Here is an 18360-nt window from a genome sequence, read left to right as displayed (position 1 = left end):
CCGAGATTGCGAAATCCGTCATGACTCAAGAAAACTCGCCGGCTCCCGTCGTCACGCTCAAGTCCGGGGTACTGACCGCCGGTGGTATAGCGCTCATCGTCGTCGCCGCCGCAGCTCCACTCAGCCTCATAGCAGGGTATGGACCCATCGGGTTCCTCGTCGGAGGGATCGGCGCGCCTGCAGGCTTCCTCGTAGCCGGCGTCGTCCTGGCCCTGTTCGTCATCGGTATTCTGGCGATGACTCGTTTCGTCGCGAAGCCGGGGACGTTCTACGCCTACATCGGTGAGGCGCTCGGCCCCGCAGCAGGTACCGCCGCAGCGACACTGGCGATCACCGCCTACCTCGTCATCAATATCGGCGGCATGGGCATCGTGTCATCGACCACACAGAACCTCATCCTCCTCTCCACGGGCATCGACGTGCCCTGGTGGATCCTCGGCCTCATCATCACAGCACTGATCTGGTATGTCTGCCGCCGGGGGATCGACGTCGGTGTAAAGGTCCTCATCGTGCTGCTCGTCGCTGAAGTCGGCATCCTGGTCGCCATCGCCATCGCCGTCCTCGCACGCACCAACCCCACGGGACTGAGCTTCACGTCCTTTGAACCAGCAAACGTCTTCAACCCCGGCATGGCCGCCGCAGCCCTGGTCTGGTTCGGTGCCTACTTCGGCATCGAGTCCACCACCATCTATCGGGCCGAAGCGAAAGATCCAGAACGAACCATTCCGCGCGCCACCATCATCTCCCTGGTCTTCCTCGCCGTGTTCTACTGCTTCGTCGCCTGGGCGATCGCGCAGGCCCTCGCTGTACCCGCAGTCGTCGCGGCAATCGGAGAAAATCCGACTGCGTTGATCTACATCATCGGCGATTACTTCCTCGGCCCATGGGCCGGGCTCACCGCCCAGGCGCTGCTCGTCACCAGTTCCATTGCTTCCGGTATCGCCTACTTCAACGCCGTCAGCAGGTACGGACACTCCATGGCCATCGACGGGATTTTGCCACGATCAGCGATGCGCGTGCACCCCACGTACCGCTCGCCCTCGTTCGGCAACGTCCAGGCAGTCATCACAGCCACAGCCGTGCTGGCCTTCGGTCTTCTCGGGCTCGACCCATACCTGCAGCTGACAGTCTGGTTTTCCAGCCCCGGCACCCTCGGCCTCATCTCGCTCATGGCGTTGGCGTCCGTCGCAGTAGCAGTGTTCTTCGTCCGACCACGTACGGGCATCACCACCGCTCGTCGCCTTTCCTTCAGTGGCTTCGCTGCCATCGCGGCGCTTCTACTCGCAGCAGTGGTGACCCTGATGATCGTCAACATCGAGCTACTCACAGGCGGTGGCGGCACACTGAACACCGTGGTAACACTCGCTCCGGCCCTTATCTTCATCGCGGCTTTCATCACCAGCGCTGTGCGGCGCCGATCCCGCCGCGGAACCGATGCGGCCAGCGAACGGACGCCGACCAAGGTTTCGGAAGAAGCATGAGAAGCACGGATGTTCCCGGGCCGGATCTGCTCTTCACCGGTTCCTACTGGACCACAGGTCTGACCGCCCCTGTCGAGGGGGCGGTCGCCGTGACCGGGGGTGTCATCACCGCGGTCGAGCACGCGCCGGCGGCCGTCGAAGAGTTGATGGGCCTCGCGCATCAGGTCGTCCCACTTGGTAGGGGCCTTCTCATCCCGGGGTTTCAGGACGCGCATGCGCACCCGGTGATGGCCGGACTGCGTCTGCAGGAGTGCACGCTCCATGCTCTCGATACAGGAGAGCAGTTTCTGGCCGGGATCGAGCGCTACACCTGCTCCAATCCTGACCTGGAGTGGATAACGGGAGCGGGATGGACCTTCGCCGCGTTCCCCGACGGCGGCCCCCACCGGGAACTGCTCGACGAGATCTGCGGAAACCGCCCGGTCGTGCTCGTTGTCCGCGACGAGCACGCAGTCTGGGTCAGCACCGAAGCCCTGCGCCGCGCGGGCATCACCAGAGCCACACCCGATCCCCCGGGCGGTCGTATCGAACGTGACGTCAGCGGGGAACCCACCGGTGTCCTGCACGAGGGCGCGATGGCCCTCCTGCAGGGGGTGAAACCAGCACCTACCCCCGCCCAACTCGACGCGGCTCTGCTGACGGCGCAGCGCGAGCTCCACTCTCACGGGGTCACTGCCTGGCAGGACGCACTGATCGGGAACTTCGGCGATATCGCCGATGTCTACGGGACGTATCGCCGCGCGGCGGAGGACAATCGTCTTACCGCTCGTGTCAGTGGCGCATTGTTCTACGATCCCCAACGGGGCGCGGGACAGATCCCCGACATGGTGGCCCGCCGGGACGCAGCACGGGGAGCATTCGCTGCCCCTACCGTCAAGATCATGCAGGACGGTATTCCCGAGAACCACACCGCAGCCATGCATACCCCCTACCTGAACGCGTCCGGTCTGCCTTCCGGTACTGCCGGGAACTCCCTCATCGATCCGGAGGAGCTCCGCGAGGTAGTCAGGATGCTACAAGCCGCCGGTTTCGACATGCACTTCCACACCATGGGAGATCGCGCGCTCACTGAGGTACTCGATGCTTTGGAAGCCGACGCGGCCAATGGGCATGCGCGTCGGCACCAGATCGCACACCTGCAATCCGTGCGGCCGGAGGACATTCCCCGTTTCGCGCCTCTCGGAGTCACAGCGAACATCCAAGCGCTGTGGGCAGCGCACGGACAGCAGATGGATCATCTCTGCATCCCGATTCTCGGTCCAGAACGCGCCGAACAACAATTCCCGTTCGGTGATCTCAGTCGTGCTCACACTCGGCTCGCGGCCGGTAGCGATTGGCCCGTCAGCGACCCTTCGCCGATGAACTCGGTACATGTCGCCGTCAACCGCATGCCACCTGGAAGTGGACCCGATGAACCCGTCTTCATCGAACGGCAGCGTCTGTCACTCACGGATGCGTTGACTGCGTATACCGCTGGTAGCGCGTATGTGAACCGTCTTGATCGGACCGGGGTTATAGCGCCCGGGATGTTCGCCGATCTGACGATTTTCGCCAAGGATCCTTTCGGGGTGCCACCGCTGGAACTTCATGCGGTATCTCCGGTTGCGACCTATGTCGGCGGGACCGAGGTGTGGGCGAGGGAGGTAGACGGGGATTGATGAGAACAACTGGCCTCATTTGGAGGAGCCGGCTCGCCTCCGGCAGAAACCGACCAGGCCAGCCCTGCTCGCTTGTTGTGGACCCGTCTGCTTCGAGCCCATACATGGCTCAGCGGGCAGTGGGCTTTCGCAGACTCCAGAAGGCCAACGCTGCCGCACCAAGCATGAGGCCGGCCCCGATGGTCGATGTGGTCGCGACGCCGCTGTCGAACGCCTCGAAAGCAGACTCCAGAAGTGCTGAGGCACCACCGGACGGCAGGTCCCGCGCTACGTTGACAGCCCCACCGAGAGTTTCCGTCGCCGTCGTTCGCTGCTCCTGGTTCAGGCCGGGGGGAAGCGCGAGGTTCGTTTGGTACGAGGCCAGCAGGATGCTACCGAGAAGGGCGGTGCCGAACACGGAGCCTACCTTGTAGGCAGTCTCGGAGATGGCGGATGCGGCACCTGCCTTGGCTGCAGGCACGCTGGAGAGGATGAGGTCGTTCGACACGGTCTCTGCGCCTCCTACCCCGATACCCAAGAGGATGAAGGCCAGGAGCAGGGGTGTGGCGGAGCTGCCCTGGGATACGAGGGCGACGAACCCGTAGGCGGTCGCGGATAGCAGCAGTGCTCCTGACACGACGAGGTGCGGAGACACCCGCCGCACGAGCGGGACGACGGCGAGTCCCGCGATGATCGTCATTGTCAGCCCGGGTAGAAGGACCATGCCCGCGTCGAGGGGGCTGTATCCGAGGACCAGTTGCAGGTGCTGGGACACGAAGTAGAGGAAACCGACCAGCGAGAAGATCGCGAGCAGGTTGACCAGCACCGCGCCGGTGAAGGGTCGAAGGGCGAAGAGGCGGACGTCCAGCATCGGGTTTTCTCGTCGGAGCTGTCGGCGCATGAAAAGTGTGCCCGCCATTACCCCGAGAGCGATGGCGGCGACTGCCAGCGCTGTGGCCCCTCCCTTGGCGAAGGTCTTGATGGCGAAGACGATCGGCAGCATCGTCCCGACCGAGAGGACGATGCTCAGGTAGTTCACCCGCCCGGGGTCGGGGTCCGCCGATTCCGGCACGAGCAGCGGCGTGACCACGAGGAGGACCAGCATGACGGGGACCGCAATGAGGAAGACCGAACCCCACCAGAAGTGTTCGAGAAGAACGCCTCCGAGCAACGGGCCGAGTGCGGCGCCGGCTGAGAACCCCGCGGCCCAGACGGCGACGGCGAGCCGCCGTTGCTGCCTGTCGAGGAAGATGTTCCGGATGAGCGAGAGGGTGGACGGCATCAGCATGGCGCCGAACACGCCGAGCCGACACGAGCAGCCACGAGCAGTTCGGCGGTCGGTGCGAAGGCGGCGATGACCGAGAAGACGGCGAAGCCTGAAGGTCCGATCATGAGGAGTCGGCGACGCCCGAAGCGGTCACCGAAGCTGCCCATGGCCAAGAGCAATCCCGCGAGCACCAGCGGGTAGCTGTCGACGATCTAGAGGAGCGTTGTCCCGCTCGTGTTGAACTGCAACGAGATTTCCGGCAGAGCGAAACTCAGCACGGTGTTGTCCACCGCGACGAGGAGTACCGGCAGCATGAGAGCGGCCAGCGCGGCCCATTCGCGCCGGCCGGCCAGTGGGACGGAAGTAGCCCCGGGAGATGCGGGCATCAGGGTCTTCTTCGGCATGGCCTAAAGGTATACCGTCCGGCCGGTACAGTATGGAGAGAATCCGCAGTAGCATCGACCTCATGACCAGTGCTCGTGATCGGATACTCGACAGCTTCGAAAGAATCCTCATCGACGAGGGTGAACGCAGCGCGACCATGGAAGCGGTCGCTGCCTCCGCTGATGTTTCCAAAGGTGGACTGCTGTATCACTTCCGCTCCAAGGAAGCGCTGGTCGACGGCATCGCCGAGCGGCTCGAGGCGCTTGTCCTCCTGGACCGGGAAGCCATGCTTGTCGACCCTGAAGGGGCCGCCCGGTACTACGTGCGCACCTCCATGTATGTCGGTAGCCCGCTCGATCGGGCGCTTGTCGCAATGGCGCGCCTCGCCCAGCAGGGACATCCAAAGGCACAGGTCGTTCTCTCGCTCATTCAGAAGCAGTGGTTGGACGCACTCGAGAAGGAACTGCAGAGCCGTTCAACCGCTCGGGCGGTCAAGTTGGTGGGGGACGGGCTGTACTACGCTGCTGCTTTCTCCGCCGGTGAGGCATCGACAGAGCACAGCAGTCAGGAGCTTGAGGAGATCCTGAAAATGGTCGATGTCATCGTTCGCGAAGGAACGCGACTCGATCATCAGCTGTGAGCACGTGAAGGAACTCCCGGTGTAACTGCCCGATGTCCTCGTGCTGACCACTTCGGAGCTGCGACCTGTGCAGCTGGTCGTTGCTTTACTTAAGCTCCGCCATCTCAGGTTCCCGTCATCACGCGTGGGCGACCTGCGGGTGTTGACTCGCTGTTCCGCAACTACCCGACCTGTCAAAGTCACAGGCCTGGCCGTTCCTCGATCCGTCAGGTGCTGATGCGCGGTGTTTTGGTGGGTGTGACCCGCCGGCTCATGTCCGTCCGTTCGAAGGCTGAGGCGAGACGTAGGAGGTAGGTATCGCTGTAGGCGGGCCCGGCAAAGGTCAGACCGACCGGCATCCGGAGGTCGTCTAGTATTCCCAGGGGTACCGTGACCGTCGGGATCCCTAGGTGGCGTGGGGACAAGATTCCCATTGGAAACCCAAACGCCGTTACGCCGGGAAAAATAGGGACTCTTCCAGTCTGTGACTGAGGAGCCGGTCTTCGCGAGCTTAGAGGCTGGGCTCAGAACTGGTGGTGCTAGTGGATGCGCCGAGTTCGATGACAAAGTGGCCGACGACGACGCCCGCGTACTAGCGTTTGTCATCGTTGATGAGGTGGCGACTCTTTCCTGCAAGTGCCGATAACCCATGTTATGTTCTCATTTGGTTTGAACGGACCAAAGGCTATCTGGCGACCAACGCTGGATAATTTAGCCGGGAGGAGTGGCGGCTAATTAGGGATCAAGTCGCATACCCGGATTGCCCGTAATCACTGGTGACACTCGAGCGGTGGGCACACCATGCGCACAGTACCTATCCACTTTTACCCGGGGTAGGTCCATTCCCAAGCGCTTTCAGTCCAAAAGTCTTCGTAGATGAGCGTCCCCGAAGGGTTCTGCAGATCGAGCACGACCTTCCCCCTCGCAGTCTCACCCGGGCCGATGCTTGAGGGGAGTACCTCCGAGTCATCCAGGCAGTAGAACGTTGCCGCAGTGAAGTGGCTTGCGTTCGACGTCGTCCCGTCAGGGCCTATCGCAGTGAAAGCGTCTGCGTCCATGTTGAAGTATTCGATGAGGTCAGAGTTGAGCATGTTCGGGCTCGTCTGGACTAATACGTCGACCACTGCGAAGACGCCGTTCTCGGAGGGCTCGGGATCCGAAGCTGTGCATACAACATCGGTACTGATGCTGTTGACGACGAAGGTCACCAGGTACTCGCCGTTCGCGTCACGAATCCCAGCGGTCTCCCCAATTTGTTTCACCAGGTTGCCGCGCACCGAGGTTTCCGTGACGGGTGGGGCTGGCGCTGCAGGGGGAGGAGGTGGCGCCTGCGTCGGAGGGGCGGGGGCTGGTGTAGGTGCCGGGGGAGGTGTAGTAGCGGGAGGGGCCGTGGTCGACTCGGGCGCAGCACTCGTAGCGGACGCGGCTGACTGGCTCATTGTCTCTGCTGGGGCACTACTAGGCGCCGGCGTTTCGGCTGCTTCTGGCGACGAGCATGCGGTAAGGACAAGGGCAATGCTTAGAAGTGGTAAGAAGTGCTTTTTGATGGTTCCCCCGGGTGATGACAGTTGCCCCAATGCTACGGCTGTGGGGTAAGTCCTAGCACCCGCGAGCTCGTGCGGGTCCAGTGGGTTGAATACTCCATGGCCCGCGAGGCGTGGGTGACAGCTGACAAAGTCCGGCGCCGGAAGATCGAGGACCGCCGGCTGCACTGCAGTGGGTTATCGGTGATGGAAACTACGAGGTGCCCGCCCCGAAGATATGGGCACCTCGTGGCTTGTAGTTTCGGAGTGGGCTAGGAACCGGGGTTCGTCACCTCGGAATATCGACGAGCGATTTCTGCCTGAACCACTTTCAGCGCTTCATCTATGTCGATTAGACGACATCACCTCGTCGCTGTCACCCGACTTCACCGACCGCGGCAGGCGGATCTCCTTAGTCTGGGACTTCTCATCGTGGGTCACCTCGGTGATCGCGACGTGCCGGTTCGCCACCGCCTACCCGTCTTCGATCGAGTCGATCTTGAAGCCAGGGCCGTTGATCTCGGTGATCTTGGTCTGCAGTGCCCTGGTGTGCTTGTCGGGGTCGAAGCCGGCGGGCAGTTTCACCCTGACGCGTTCGGTTGTGGATGCCATTCGGTGATCCTTCGGTGGAGGCGATGGGTTCTACCAAGGAACATGCGTAGACCTGCCTGCAGGATCGGCGGCGACGCGAGCAGCGCCAGCTGCACAGATACGGGCGTCCACCCCCGGCTCAGGCCTCAACGACCTCGATGGTGGCGAAGCGCTTGGAGGCCTCGAATTCGGGACCGCCCAGTGGAGCACCCGGGTACGTCAGTACGGCGTAGGTCCTGGGAATGAGATCCCGTGCGACCGTGATCTCGAAGCTGTACTCGCCCGCGGCGTCTGCGATCGTCGATTGCTCGTCCATCACCATGCCGTCGGACTGAGCGATCCCGAAGTTGATGGTGATCTGTTGCCCTGGCTGATAACCGCTGCCGTTGATCGTGAATGCGGCACCCTGAGTGACGGTCGCACTCACCACACCGTACTCGGGATCGGGTGTGACAATCACGCCTGCAGATGCCGTGGGATCCGGAACGGCCTCGATGCTGGGAGTCGCCGCCGGAGCTACGGGTCCTGCGGGGGTTTCAACCGGCTCCGCAACGGGAGGGACGGCCGTGGGCGCAGCGGGCGCTGCGGCTGAAGTGTCCAGTGCGGCCGACCCCGCCGCAGGGACTCTGGTTGGGGCGGCAGCGGAGGTCGCTGTAGGGGTGGCGGACGGCTTCTGTGCGCTGGCAGATGTCGAAGCGGTCGTGGCGGTAGCCGTGGGAGCGCCAGCAGGCTTGCCGTCAGGAGTGCTGGCGCAGCCTGCGAGGAGAACGGTGATCATAGCGAAGGCGAGGAGAGGAGGCAGCTTGGCCACAGAGAGTCCTGAGAACGAAGTGGAACGGACGGCGAGGAGTTGCCCGACAAGAACCCTGTTCTGCTGCATCCCCCAAACGGACAGTACCGTTGATCGGGTCTGTCAGATACGGCGCCGAGGCACCGTGTGCAAATCGTGATCATTGGCGCCTCGGCCGGCGGATACCAGAGCGGTCAGCTGCGCTGGAGGCGGGCTGCCGACCGGGTCCCGACCGCGTATGACGAGGCCCTGAGACCTCTCCCCTCGAACAACTGAATCAACCGCCGATAATTCATCTTGTGTCGATTTACGGTGACGAGGGCCACCCGAAGTCGGATCAGACAGCTTCTCGTTGTGCGTCGGCAAGGCCCGGAACGGCATCTACGAGGTGAGCCAGTTCGGGCACTTGGCGTGCATCCTCCAGCGCTCGTGACAGAGCCTGGTCATGGATCGGCTGCGCGGTGCCCAACAGTTCGGCACCGGCCTGTGTGAGCTCGGTGTAAATGCCTCGTCGGTCGTCCTCGCAAAGGATGCGACGAAGAAGTTTTCGCTTTTCCAGGCGAGTCACCAAGCGGGTCGTTGCGCTGGGACTGAGCGCTGTCGCGCGGCTGACCTGCTGCATGCGCATGTGCCATGAGCCCGGCTGAGGGCTGAGGACGCTCAGCATCGTGTACTCGACCACTGACAGGTCCGCTTCCGCCTGAGGGGCCTTTTCCAGCTCGGACTCGATCCGGTTGTGCAACGCGGCCAGGGTCCGACAGCCCTGAGCGCGCACCTCGACAGCACTGTCTTCGACACTCATCATGCCTCCCATAATCATGGGACTGATGCCCGAGGTTGCCGGCACCTTCGGCGTCACGGAGGCGCAGGCGGGGTGGCTCATCACCGGCTATGCGCTCAGCGTCGCCGTCGGCGCGCTGGTCGTGACGGCCGCGGTCACCCGGCTCCCTCGCAAGCAGGTCCTGCTGGGCCTGCTGGTGCTCTTCGTCCTCGGGAATCTGCTCGATGCCATCGCACCCACCTATAGCCTCATGATGCTCGGGCGCGTCATCGCAGCACTTTGTCACGGTGCGTTCTTCGGCATCGGCTCGGTGGTCGCCGGTGCGATGGTCGCCCCGGACAGGAAGGCCAGTGCCATCGCCATCATGTTCACCGGCCTCACCGTCTTGAACGTGCTCGGCGTTCCGTTGGGCACGTTCCTCGGCCAGGCCTTCGGTTGGCGCTCAACCTTCTGGGCCATCACGCTGATCGGGATCATCGCGTTCATCGGCATCGCCCTGCTCGTGCCGGCAGTGGAACGCAGCACCGCATCAGCAAGTCTCCGCCAGGAACTGCACGCTTTCCGGTCCGGACAGGTGTGGGCATCACTGTCCATCACCGTTCTTGGCTTCGGAGGTATGTTCGGCGCTTTCACCTACATCGCCTACGTCCTCACCGACGTCAGTGGCTTCCCCTCGAGTGCCGTCCCCTGGCTCCTGGTCGTCTTCGGCATCGGACTCTTCATCGGGAACCTCCTTGGAGGACGCGCCGCGGATCGGGCGCTGGACCGCAGTCTGCTCATGATCCTGTCAGCACTCACCGTGGTCCTCACCCTGTTCGCCGTCCTGGCCGAGAACCCCGTCGCCACGGTCATCGCTCTGGTGCTCATGGGCGGATTCGGATTCGCGACTGTACCCGGCCTGCAGATGCGCGTCATGAAGCATGCCGGCGAAGCCACAACCCTCGTCTCCGGGGCCAACATCGGCGCCTTCAACCTCGGCAACGCGCTCGGAGCATGGATCGGCGGCATGACCATCTGCGCCGGCCTCGGCTACACCTCACCGATCTGGGCAGGTGCCGCCATCACCCTCGCCGCGGTTCTGGTGCTCGGTGTATCCATGGCCCGCAACCGGCGTACGGCCCAAGGTGCACAGCAAGGTACCCAGCGGGACTCTTCACCAGCACTCGTCCCCTGACGGTCAGCGCGTCCGTAGGGGCACGCGTTGGCGGCCGTCGGCGTCGAAGTTGGCGGGGTCGAGCCACTTCTGGAACGCGTCGCGTACGGGAGGCCAGTCGTGGTCAGTGAGGGCGAACCAGGTGGTGTCGCGGTTGCGTCCCTTGTGGACCACAGCGTGGCGGAACGTGCCTTCGTAGGTGAAGCCGAGACGCTCGGCGGCCTTAAGGGAGGGTTCGTTGAGGCTGTCGCATTTCCACTCGTACCGGCGGTATCCGAGATCGTCGAAGACGTGTCGCATGAGGAGGAACTGCGCTTCCCTGGATATCGGGGTGCGCTGGAGGGCATGGGAGAAGACGACGGGCCCGACCTCGATGACCCCGTTGGCGGGGTCGTGCCGCATCAGCGAGAGCGTGCCGAGCGCACGGCCGGTAGCGCTGTCGATGACGGCGTAGTGCCGGGGGTCGCGGCTCTTCGCAGCGGCGATCGCCCGGTCGCGGTAGGACCCCGGCGTCGGGAACGGGCCGAACGACAGGTACGTCCAGTCCGCACGTCGGACGCATCCGCATAGGCGGCATAGAGGTCATCGACGTGCCGGTCGGGATCGAGACGTTCGAGCGTGCAGTACCGTCCCGGAAGCGTTCCAGCATCCGGGAGCCGAGCCGGCGCCCAGGCCGGGACCGGATCACCGATGGGCTGCCCGTACTCGTTCGCCGTCACCGGGGGCATTCCTTCCGCGAGGCTCACGGGCTGGCCGGTGCGGCGTCATAGGTGACCCAGGGGGTGCGGGTCGCGACCTGGTCGTAGAGCGCCTGGGCCCGGTGGTTGCCGTCCGCGGTGATCCACCGCACGATCGAGCACCCTTCCGATCCCGCCATTACGGTGAGACGGTGGATCAGCGCACGCGCGGCTCCCTTGCCTCGGGCTTCGGGCGCGGTGAAGAGGTCATCGAGCCAGATACCGGCAGTGCCGGTGGAAGGACGCGGGAAGCGACGGTAGTGGCCGATCGCCATGATGCCGCCTCCGGACTCGGCAATCAGGGCTTGGCATTCGTGTCCGGGGTCCATGAGCCAGCCCCATACCCGCGAGACGACTTCCTCGGATTCTTCCAGGCGGTAGAAGTCGCGGTAGCCGCGGAAGAGCTCGCGCCACCGAGGTTCATCGGCGGGCTCGAGCGGACGGACGGAGACGGTTCGGGTATCAGTCATGAGCGGCGTGGAACTTTCTGAACTCTGGTAGTGGCAGACGGCGGGGGCCACCGGGCCCGGCGGCATCGTGCCGCCGCTTTCCACGGTACGAACGTTTCCGGCTCGGGTGCAATGCCGGAGAAGGGCCATGAAGGTAGGCCAGTGAGATTTGGACATCGACCAGCTTTCAGACGAATCGCGATGGGGTGGGGGCCTGGCGCAATGCAGTGAGACGTGACCTGCCTACCGTTCCGCCGCCGCTGCCGGACCAGGCCTGCATTGCCCGCCGGAGTACACTCGGAACGCTCCGGGAGTTCCTCCCGGCGGGAGCGAGCGGGGGACGTGGATGGCGCAGGCTGCACCTGTCAGGACGGTGCTCGTGGGATTCGGGCACGGCGGCCGCGTCTTCCACGCCCCGCTGATCGCCCACGACCCGCGCTTCGAGCTCGCCGCGATCGTGACGGGAAGTCCGGACCGACAGCAGGCGGCCAGGAGCATGTACCCCCGCGCCACCGTCGTCGGGACCCTGGACGACGCCCTCCAGGCGGTGCCGGACCTGGGCCTGGCCGTTCTCAGCACGCCCAACGCGACCCACGCGCCGCTCGCCACGGCAGCGATCGGCAGGGGACTGCACGTCGTGGTCGACAAACCCTTCGTGGTGCGCTCGGACGACGGCGAGCGCCTCATCGAGGCCGCGCGGGCGGCGGGCCGCCTCCTCGTGCCGTTCCACAACCGGCGGTGGGACGGCGACTTCCTGGCCGCGCGGTCGGCCATGGAGTCGGGCTCCCTGGGCAGGATCCGGACCTTCGAATCCGCGCTGGAATCCTGGAAGCCGTCGATCACCAAGCGGTGGAAGCTGGAGGCCGGACCCGAGGACGGCGGGGGAGTCCTCTACGACCTCGGTCCGCACCTGATCGACCAGGCCCTCACCCTGTTCGGCCCTGCCGTCCCGGTGTTCGCCGAACTCCGGCTGGACCGCGAGGGCGCCCGGGCCGACGACTCCTTCTTCCTCGCTCTCCGGCATCGCGACGGCCTCACGAGCCACCTCCATGCGGGGACCCTCGTGCCACTGGCCCGTCCCCGTTTCCGGGTGACGGGCGACGGGGCCGCCCTCACCATCACCGGCACGGACCAGCAGGAGGAACTCCTGGCGGCCGGGGTGCTGCCGGGCGACATCCCGGGCAGGGCCGCGGATCCGGACCACGCCGCTGGGCTCCTCGTGCGGAACGGTCACACCGAGCCGTTCGCGGTCCGCCCCGGCACGTACACCGCCTTCTACGCCGGACTGGCGGCCGCCATCGGGGGAAGCGGGGCGCCGCCGGTGGCCGCGGCGGACGCGCTGGAGGTGGTGCGCATCATCGAGCAGGTGCACGCGGCCTTCCCTGCCCTGCGCGGGGCGGGAAAGGCGGCCGGGCGGGGACGCTAGACCAGCGCCGCCCAGTCCTCGACCAGGTCGAGACCGTGGGCCTGCGACACCGAGTGGTGGGCCACGGTGCCCGACGCGACGTTGAGGCCTCGGGCGAGCGCCGGATCGGCGTGGAAGGCGGCGCGCACACCCTTGTCCGCGAGCGCGAGCGCGTAGCGGAGGGTCACGTTCGTCAGGGCGTAGGTCGAGGTGTTGGGGACGGCGCCCGGCATGTTGGCCACGCAGTAGAACAGCGACCCGTGCACGGTGAAGGTGGGGTCCTCGTGGGTCGTGGCGTGCGAGTCCTCGAAGCATCCGCCCTGGTCCACGGCGATGTCCACGAGCACGCTGCCGGGCTTCATGCGGGCCACGAGCGCGTTCGTCACGAGCTTCGGCGCCCGCGCTCCCGGGATGAGGACGGAACCGATGACGAGGTCGGCCTCGAGCACGGACTTCTCGATCTCCAGGGAGTTCGACGCGACGGTCTTCACGCGGCCCGTGTACAGGGCGTCGAGCTCGCGGAGCCGCGCGATGTTGATGTCGAGGATCGTGACCTCGGCGCCCGTGCCCACGGCCATCGCCGTCGCATTGGTGCCGGCGACTCCGGCTCCGAGTACGACCACCTTCGCGGGACGGACTCCCGCGACGCCGCCGAGCAGCAGCCCGGGACCACCGGCGGGGGCGGTCATCACCTGGGCGCCCACCTGCACCGAGAGCCGGCCGGCCACCTCGGACATCGGGGCAAGCAGGGGCAGGGTCCGTCCGTCCTGGACGGTCTCGTAGGCGATGGCCGTCACCCCGGCGTCGAGGAGCGCCCGGGTCAGCTCGGGCTCCGCTGCGAGGTGGAGGTAGGTGAAGAGGATGAGGCCCTTGCGGAACCGGTGGTACTCGGCGGCGATGGGCTCCTTGACCTTCAGGATCATGTCGGCGCGCGCCCAGACGTCGTCGGCGGCATCGACGATCTCCGCGCCTGCGGCCTCGTACTCCGCGTCGGTGATGGTGGAGCCGACCCCCGCTTCCCGCTCGACCAGCACGGTGTGCCCGTGCGCGGTGAACTCGTGGACGCCGGATGCGGTGATGGCGACACGGAACTCGTTGTTCTTCACTTCTTTGGGGACGCCGATGATCATTGGGTTCTCCACGGGATCGGGATGGGCGGGATAGCTCCAGAATAGGGACAGGACTTCAAGCCTGCGGCCGATCCCCGACGAACGAGCGGCACCCCTCCAGCGGCCCGATCAGCCAGAGGGAGCCTCGAGCCCGTCATTCCGCGGCTCTCGCGCCCTGTGAGCTGGACCACTAGCACCCGTTCCCTCCCGCCGCTATCGACAAATGTCGAGTTCGAGAGCGGCAGATGTCGTCCGGAACGTGCTGCCCGTTTACTGTGGGGCTGTGCAGAACCAGGTCATCGAGGACGTCGTCGAATCGATCGCGCAGGAGCTCGGACGCGGCCTCTCCCTCGAGGACCCCGACGGCGTGCTCCTCGCCTACAGCAGCCACCAGACCTCGGCCGACCGGGTGAGGGTCAATTTCCTGCTGAGCAAAAAGGTCCCCGCGGACGTGAGCGAGTGGCAGCTCCGCCACGGGATCGCGCGGGCCGTGCGCGCCGTCGCCGTGCCGGCGAACGAGGAGCTCGGGATGCTGGGGCGGGTGTGCGTCCCGCTGCTGGTGCGCGGTTTCCGGGTGGGCTACCTGTGGGTGCAGCAGCAATCGGACGACGATCCGGCGTCCGGCATCCTGGCAGCCCTGCCGGCCGTCCGGCCGACCATCGACCGCCTCGCCGAACTGCTCCTCGAGACGGACACGGCGTCCTCCGAGCGCCGGACGCAGCGTGAGGCCACGTTCCTCGCGGCCTGCCGCGGTGTCGCCGCTGCCGTCGAGGAACTGCGGGGCTGGCGTGAACTCGGCGGCGGGCCCTGGCGTGTGGCGGTGGTGCACGAGCTGACCGGGGCGGGGCCGGACGGGTCGACGACGGCGGCGCCAGGAGGAGCGGCCAGGGGCTCGCTGCCCGGCTCCCGGGCGGGAAGGGTTTCCGCCGGGCGGACGGAGCCGGCGGGGGGCGATGGCCACGATCCGCACGAGGCCGCACTCCTTCAGCGGACCCTCGCGCTCCAGGCGACCGTCGGCGTCGCACCCGTCCTGTTCAGCGCCGGAGCCTCCACCTTCTCCGTCCTGCTGTGCACGCCGGATATCGGGCGGAGGGCCCTGCAGGAGGTCCTCGACCGGTACCGCGCAGAGGTGTCCAAGCGAGCGGGGCGCCCTGCCGGGCGCGTCGTGCTCGGGCTCGGCGAACCCACGGCCGATCTCCGAGGCCTTGCCGACGCGTTCTCCCAGGCGCAGCACACCGTGCAGGCGGCCTCGGTGGACCCGCAGCTCGGCGACGTGTCCTCCTATGCGGAGATCGGCGTCTACCAGTTCCTCGGCGCCGTGGGCTGGCAGGCTCCCGCCCACGGCAGCGTGCACTTCGCGGAATTGAGCGACGCCGACCGCGTGGGCGAGCTCCTACCGGTCCTCGAACTGCTGTACGACAAGAACGGCTCGGTGCAGGATGTCGCCGCGCAGCTCCACCTGCACCGCAGCTCCGTGTACAACCGGTTGGCGCGGATCCGGTCGCTCATCGGCGCCGACCCGCTCGGCGGCATGGTGCGGCTGGAACTGCACCTCGCGCTCAAGGCCCGGCGCTGGCGGTCCCGCCCCCGCTTCGAGCAGTCCTAGGACGCGGCCGGGTCCGCCGGCTTCGGGGCAGCGGGCGGGGCGGACGGATCAGTGCGCCGCAGCTGGCTGCGGAGCCACTCCTCGACGTCGGACCTCCGCAGGCGCCGGTGGGAGCCGCGGTACTCGACGGGGAGGGTGCCTGCATCCGTGAGCTTGCGCAGGTAGCTGTGCGAGATCCCGGCGAGTTCGGCCGCCTGGGAGGTCGTCAGCAGCTCGGCCACCGAGGTCACCTGGACGGCGTCGCCGTCGGACAATCGGGCGAGGAGGTCGACGACGGCGGCCTGCGCCTCGGCGGGAAGCCGGTGGGCGGTGCCGTCCACGAACACCGTCACGTCGGCACTGTCGGTGAGGGCGCGCCGCAGGGGGCCCGCCTGCTCGGGTGGGAGTGCTGCTGCGGATCTCGGTGCCCTGGCCGTCATAGGGACATTGTGCCAGCCGGCCGGCATGCCATCCCCGGGGGCAGCACGGGGCCTTCGCTTCCGCAACGCGTAGCGGGTGCCTATATTTGGATGTAAGTACCCTTACTACTTGCTTCCAGCGTCGGTTGCAAGACTGGACGGTGATCATGATGACAACAATCGATTCCGGGCGGAGCCTGCGTACGAGCGGCTCCTTCTTCCAGATGGACATGGGTGAGGCACCCTCCTGCCCCCGGTGCGGAACCGACGAATACCTGATCTTCGAGGAATTCGTCCCCGTGCGGCAGGCGGACCACTCCATCGACCTGATCGCGGCGAGCGCGAGCTACACCTGTTCCGAGTGCGGCACCTTCAACGCCCATACGGTTCCGGCATCGTGGCGTCCGCCGCAGTGGTTCTGGTACAGCTGATTTCCTGATCGTCTCCGGCAGGCTGGTCCGTCCGCCGCAGGTGGCCGGACCTGCGCGGGGTGCCGTGCGGGCGAAGACAGCCCGCGGGCCATTTGCTGCCGCCCGGGCGCAGGTTCCTTCCCTTGACCTTGACGGTGCGTCAACTCCTACTGTGGGTAGCGCCGGCGCCCCGTGTGCCGGGAAGAGGAGGAGGGCAGATGGATTACCCCATCACCGCCGTCGCCCGGCTGGCCGGCACCACGAGCCGCACGCTGCGCCACTACGGTCACATCGGACTGCTTCAACCGTCCCGCGTCGGGGCGAACGGCTACCGGTACTACGACTCCGCGGCCCTGCTGCGGCTCCAACGCATCCTGCTGTTGAGATCGCTCGGACTGCCGTTGCCGGCGATCCGCGTGGCGATCGACGACGGCGCCCCGGACAGCGCCGCAGAGGCTCTGCGGATCCATCTCGACTACCTCCATGGCGAGCGTCACCGGCTCGACCGGCAGATCAGTGCGGTCTTCACAACGGTGGAGGCCCTCGAACGAGGAGAAGAACCCATGCCAGAGAAGATGTTCGACGGATTCGACACCGCGCGCTACAGGGACGAGGTCGAGGAGCGGTGGGGGCCCGACGCCTACGCGCAGGGCGATTCCTGGTGGCGCGGCAAGACCGACGACGAGAAGGAAGCGTTCTCGAGGAAGGTCGCCGACCTCAACAGGGGCTGGACGGATGCTGCTGCGCGGGGAGCAACTCCGACCAGCGATGAGGCACAGGCACTCGCCCGGCAGCACATCGAGTGGCTCTCCGGGATCCCCGGCGTGCCCTCCGACGAGGACGGCGGCCCGTCGGCGGAGTATGTCCGCGGGCTGGGCGACATGTACGTCTCCGATCCCCGCTTCGCGGCGAACTACGGCGGCCAGGGCGGTGCGGAGTTGGTGCGGGCAGCACTCCACGAGCGGCTTGCACGGTCCTCCTGACGTCGGGGAACGGGAAGCCCCTCGGGCCGGACGGCACAAGCCTGCGCATCGGCTGCCTCCGGCACCGTCGGCTCTCCTATGCTTGAGCAACCACCACGGCGACCGTCCTCCCGAGGAACGGCGCCCGGACGACGGCACCGGGAGGATGACGCAGTGACGACGGACAGCAGCGCGGACCCGCAGAGCCTGCCGAGCCGGGCCGCGGACGTCATCGAGCAGGTCTCCGACACGCGCGCACTCGATGTCACGGCGCGGCTGGGGTTCGCGGCGCTCGCACTGGTGCACGTGCTGATCGGCGCCATCGCACTGCGCATCGCTTTCGGCGGCAACGGCGAGGCCGAGCCGACGGGCGCGCTCGAGGAGGTCGCCGAGGGGCAGTTCGGAACACCGATCCTGTGGGTCTGCGCGATCGGCTGCGGCGGCCTGGCCCTGTGGCAGTTCAGTGAGGCGACACTGCGCGCGCGGCATCTTCCCACCGGGAAGCGGATCGGCAAGCACATCTCCTCCGGTGCGCTCGTCCTCATCTACGGGTCCATGGCCGGCACGTTCGCGCGCTTCGCACTCGGCGACGGCCCCGACTCCTCCGAGTCCACCGTCGACTTCACGCGGTCCCTCCTGACCTCGAACTTCGGGGTCCTCCTCGTGTTCGTCGCAGCAGGCGTCATCCTGGGGATCGGGGTGCACTTCGTGGTCAAGGGCATGCGCCGCGGCTTCCGGCCGGAACTCAGGAAGTTCGAGGACACGCACCGCGGGCGGGTCATCGAGGTCTTCGGCGTCGTGGGGCACGTGGCCAAGGGCCTCGCGCTGCTCCTCGTGGGTGGCCTGTTCGTTCTCGCCGGCCTGGACCGCAATCCGCAGGAATCGACGGGGCTGGATGGCAGCCTCAAGTCGCTCCAGTACCACCCGGTGGGCGTCTACGTCCTGACGGCGATCGCCGTCGGCCTGATCTGCTACGGGATCTTCGCGGTGATCCGCTCCATCTTCGGCCGCATGTGAGGCCGCGCGGCCGCACGCGGGACCCCCTTCGGAGTCCCACC

The 18360-nt window shown here is 66.3% G+C and carries 17 protein-coding genes and 2 pseudogenes; 9 read left to right on the top strand and 10 right to left on the bottom strand.

All coding sequences use genetic code 11. From position 1 onward, the window contains the following. The first annotated feature begins 20 nt into the window (after positions 1-20). Together ACX80H_RS08555 and ACX80H_RS08550 are read left to right on the top strand one after the other, a co-directional pair. A complete protein-coding gene (locus ACX80H_RS08555) occupies positions 21-1481 on the top strand; it encodes an APC family permease (RefSeq protein WP_459312526.1) in 1461 nt (486 codons plus the stop codon). Continuing rightward, a complete protein-coding gene (locus ACX80H_RS08550) occupies positions 1478-3139 on the top strand; it encodes an amidohydrolase (protein WP_459312524.1) in 1662 nt (553 codons plus the stop codon). Before ACX80H_RS08555 ends, ACX80H_RS08550 begins: the two co-directional genes overlap by 4 nt. A gap of 109 nt (positions 3140-3248) precedes the next feature. Here the strand turns inward: ACX80H_RS08550 and ACX80H_RS08545 are convergent. After that, positions 3249-4771, bottom strand: a pseudogene (locus ACX80H_RS08545) (MFS transporter). Between the two features lie 80 nt (positions 4772-4851). Here ACX80H_RS08545 and ACX80H_RS08540 point away from each other — a divergent pair. Further along, positions 4852-5409 carry a TetR/AcrR family transcriptional regulator gene (locus ACX80H_RS08540; protein WP_459312522.1) on the top strand — a complete coding sequence of 186 codons (558 nt, stop codon included), beginning with the start codon at positions 4852-4854 and terminating at the stop codon, positions 5407-5409. A 206-nt stretch (positions 5410-5615) separates the two neighbouring features. Here ACX80H_RS08540 and ACX80H_RS08535 read toward each other — a convergent pair. The 5 genes and pseudogenes from ACX80H_RS08535 to ACX80H_RS08515 all read right to left on the bottom strand — a co-directional run. After that, positions 5616-5844 (bottom strand): annotated as a pseudogene (locus ACX80H_RS08535) (amidase); the annotation flags it as partial. A 368-nt stretch (positions 5845-6212) separates the two neighbouring features. Continuing rightward, entirely contained in the window at positions 6213-6665 is a 453-nt protein-coding gene (locus ACX80H_RS08530; RefSeq protein ID WP_459312520.1) for a hypothetical protein, read from the bottom strand. Between the two features lie 720 nt (positions 6666-7385). Beyond that, positions 7386-7523 (bottom strand): hypothetical protein, encoded by a 138-nt coding sequence (locus ACX80H_RS08525; protein WP_459312519.1) that lies wholly within the window; start codon positions 7521-7523, stop codon positions 7386-7388. 118 nt (positions 7524-7641) lie between these two features. After that, positions 7642-7962: a hypothetical protein gene (locus ACX80H_RS08520; protein ID WP_459312518.1), complete on the bottom strand. Its 321-nt coding sequence runs from the start codon at positions 7960-7962 to the stop codon at positions 7642-7644. A gap of 667 nt (positions 7963-8629) precedes the next feature. After that, positions 8630-9094: a MarR family winged helix-turn-helix transcriptional regulator gene (locus ACX80H_RS08515; RefSeq protein WP_459313392.1), complete on the bottom strand. Its 465-nt coding sequence runs from the start codon at positions 9092-9094 to the stop codon at positions 8630-8632. Between the two features lies 1 nt (position 9095). On the opposite strand from ACX80H_RS08515, the gene ACX80H_RS08510 reads away from it, so the two are divergent. After that, the gene (locus tag ACX80H_RS08510) at positions 9096-10247 is read left to right on the top strand and encodes an MFS transporter (protein WP_459312516.1); all 1152 of its coding nucleotides are present in this window, start codon (positions 9096-9098) and stop codon (positions 10245-10247) included. Between the two features lie 3 nt (positions 10248-10250). Here ACX80H_RS08510 and ACX80H_RS08505 read toward each other — a convergent pair whose 3' ends face one another. Continuing rightward, positions 10251-10760 (bottom strand): GNAT family N-acetyltransferase, encoded by a 510-nt coding sequence (locus ACX80H_RS08505; RefSeq protein WP_525929879.1) that lies wholly within the window; start codon positions 10758-10760, stop codon positions 10251-10253. Positions 10761-10968: 208 nt separating this feature from the next. Further along, positions 10969-11433, bottom strand: a complete 465-nt coding sequence (locus ACX80H_RS08500; protein WP_459312514.1) for a GNAT family N-acetyltransferase — start codon at positions 11431-11433, stop codon at positions 10969-10971. 325 nt (positions 11434-11758) lie between these two features. Here ACX80H_RS08500 and ACX80H_RS08495 point away from each other — a divergent pair, with 325 nt between their 5' ends. Beyond that, on the top strand, positions 11759-12838 hold the full coding sequence (locus tag ACX80H_RS08495) for a Gfo/Idh/MocA family protein (protein ID WP_459312513.1): 1080 nt from the start codon (positions 11759-11761) through the stop codon (positions 12836-12838). On the opposite strand, the gene ald is transcribed toward ACX80H_RS08495, so the two are convergent. Continuing rightward, entirely contained in the window at positions 12835-13947 is a 1113-nt protein-coding gene (gene ald, locus ACX80H_RS08490; protein ID WP_459312511.1) for an alanine dehydrogenase, read from the bottom strand. The two genes, ACX80H_RS08495 and ald, sit on opposite strands and share 4 nt — an antisense overlap. Positions 13948-14209: 262 nt before the next feature. Here ald and ACX80H_RS08485 point away from each other — a divergent pair, with 262 nt between their 5' ends. Continuing rightward, on the top strand, positions 14210-15532 hold the full coding sequence (locus ACX80H_RS08485; protein WP_459312510.1) for a PucR family transcriptional regulator: 1323 nt from the start codon (positions 14210-14212) through the stop codon (positions 15530-15532). Here the strand turns inward: ACX80H_RS08485 and ACX80H_RS08480 are convergent. Next, positions 15529-15951, bottom strand: a complete 423-nt coding sequence (locus ACX80H_RS08480) for a helix-turn-helix domain-containing protein (RefSeq protein WP_459312508.1) — start codon at positions 15949-15951, stop codon at positions 15529-15531. The genes ACX80H_RS08485 and ACX80H_RS08480 overlap by 4 nt on opposite strands. A gap of 146 nt (positions 15952-16097) precedes the next feature. Between ACX80H_RS08480 and ACX80H_RS08475 the strand changes: the two genes are divergently transcribed. The 3 genes from ACX80H_RS08475 to ACX80H_RS08465 all read left to right on the top strand — a co-directional run bounded on the left by ACX80H_RS08475 (position 16098) and on the right by ACX80H_RS08465 (position 18319). After that, the gene (locus ACX80H_RS08475) at positions 16098-16361 is read left to right on the top strand and encodes a hypothetical protein (RefSeq protein ID WP_459312507.1); all 264 of its coding nucleotides are present in this window, start codon (positions 16098-16100) and stop codon (positions 16359-16361) included. Positions 16362-16558: 197 nt separating this feature from the next. Continuing rightward, complete coding sequence (locus tag ACX80H_RS08470; protein WP_459312506.1) at positions 16559-17323, top strand: MerR family transcriptional regulator; 765 nt, start codon at positions 16559-16561, stop codon at positions 17321-17323. 153 nt (positions 17324-17476) lie between these two features. Beyond that, entirely contained in the window at positions 17477-18319 is an 843-nt protein-coding gene (locus ACX80H_RS08465) for a DUF1206 domain-containing protein (RefSeq protein WP_459312504.1), read from the top strand. Positions 18320-18360 lie beyond the last annotated feature (41 nt).

This window comes from Arthrobacter pasteuri (assembly GCF_054510955.1).
The sequence above is the reverse complement of the archived record's forward strand: the minus strand, read 5'-3'. Positions and strand labels throughout refer to the sequence as shown.

Excerpts from the sequence above, each read along its gene's own strand:
- ACX80H_RS08555 (WP_459312526.1), top strand. The coding sequence starts at position 21 with ATGACTCAAGAAAACTCGCCGGCTCCCGTCGTCACGCTCAAGTCCGGG.
- ACX80H_RS08550 (WP_459312524.1), top strand. The coding sequence starts at position 1,478 with ATGAGAAGCACGGATGTTCCCGGGCCGGATCTGCTCTTCACCGGTTCC.
- ACX80H_RS08540 (WP_459312522.1), top strand. The coding sequence starts at position 4,852 with ATGACCAGTGCTCGTGATCGGATACTCGACAGCTTCGAAAGAATCCTC.
- ACX80H_RS08525 (WP_459312519.1), bottom strand. The coding sequence starts at position 7,523 with ATGGCATCCACAACCGAACGCGTCAGGGTGAAACTGCCCGCCGGCTTC.
- ACX80H_RS08515 (WP_459313392.1), bottom strand. The coding sequence starts at position 9,094 with ATGAGTGTCGAAGACAGTGCTGTCGAGGTGCGCGCTCAGGGCTGTCGG.
- ACX80H_RS08510 (WP_459312516.1), top strand. The coding sequence starts at position 9,096 with ATGCCTCCCATAATCATGGGACTGATGCCCGAGGTTGCCGGCACCTTC.
- ACX80H_RS08500 (WP_459312514.1), bottom strand. The coding sequence starts at position 11,433 with ATGACTGATACCCGAACCGTCTCCGTCCGTCCGCTCGAGCCCGCCGAT.
- ACX80H_RS08495 (WP_459312513.1), top strand. The coding sequence starts at position 11,759 with ATGGCGCAGGCTGCACCTGTCAGGACGGTGCTCGTGGGATTCGGGCAC.
- ald (WP_459312511.1), bottom strand. The coding sequence starts at position 13,947 with ATGATCATCGGCGTCCCCAAAGAAGTGAAGAACAACGAGTTCCGTGTC.
- ACX80H_RS08480 (WP_459312508.1), bottom strand. The coding sequence starts at position 15,951 with ATGACGGCCAGGGCACCGAGATCCGCAGCAGCACTCCCACCCGAGCAG.
- ACX80H_RS08475 (WP_459312507.1), top strand. The coding sequence starts at position 16,098 with ATGATGACAACAATCGATTCCGGGCGGAGCCTGCGTACGAGCGGCTCC.
- ACX80H_RS08470 (WP_459312506.1), top strand. The coding sequence starts at position 16,559 with ATGGATTACCCCATCACCGCCGTCGCCCGGCTGGCCGGCACCACGAGC.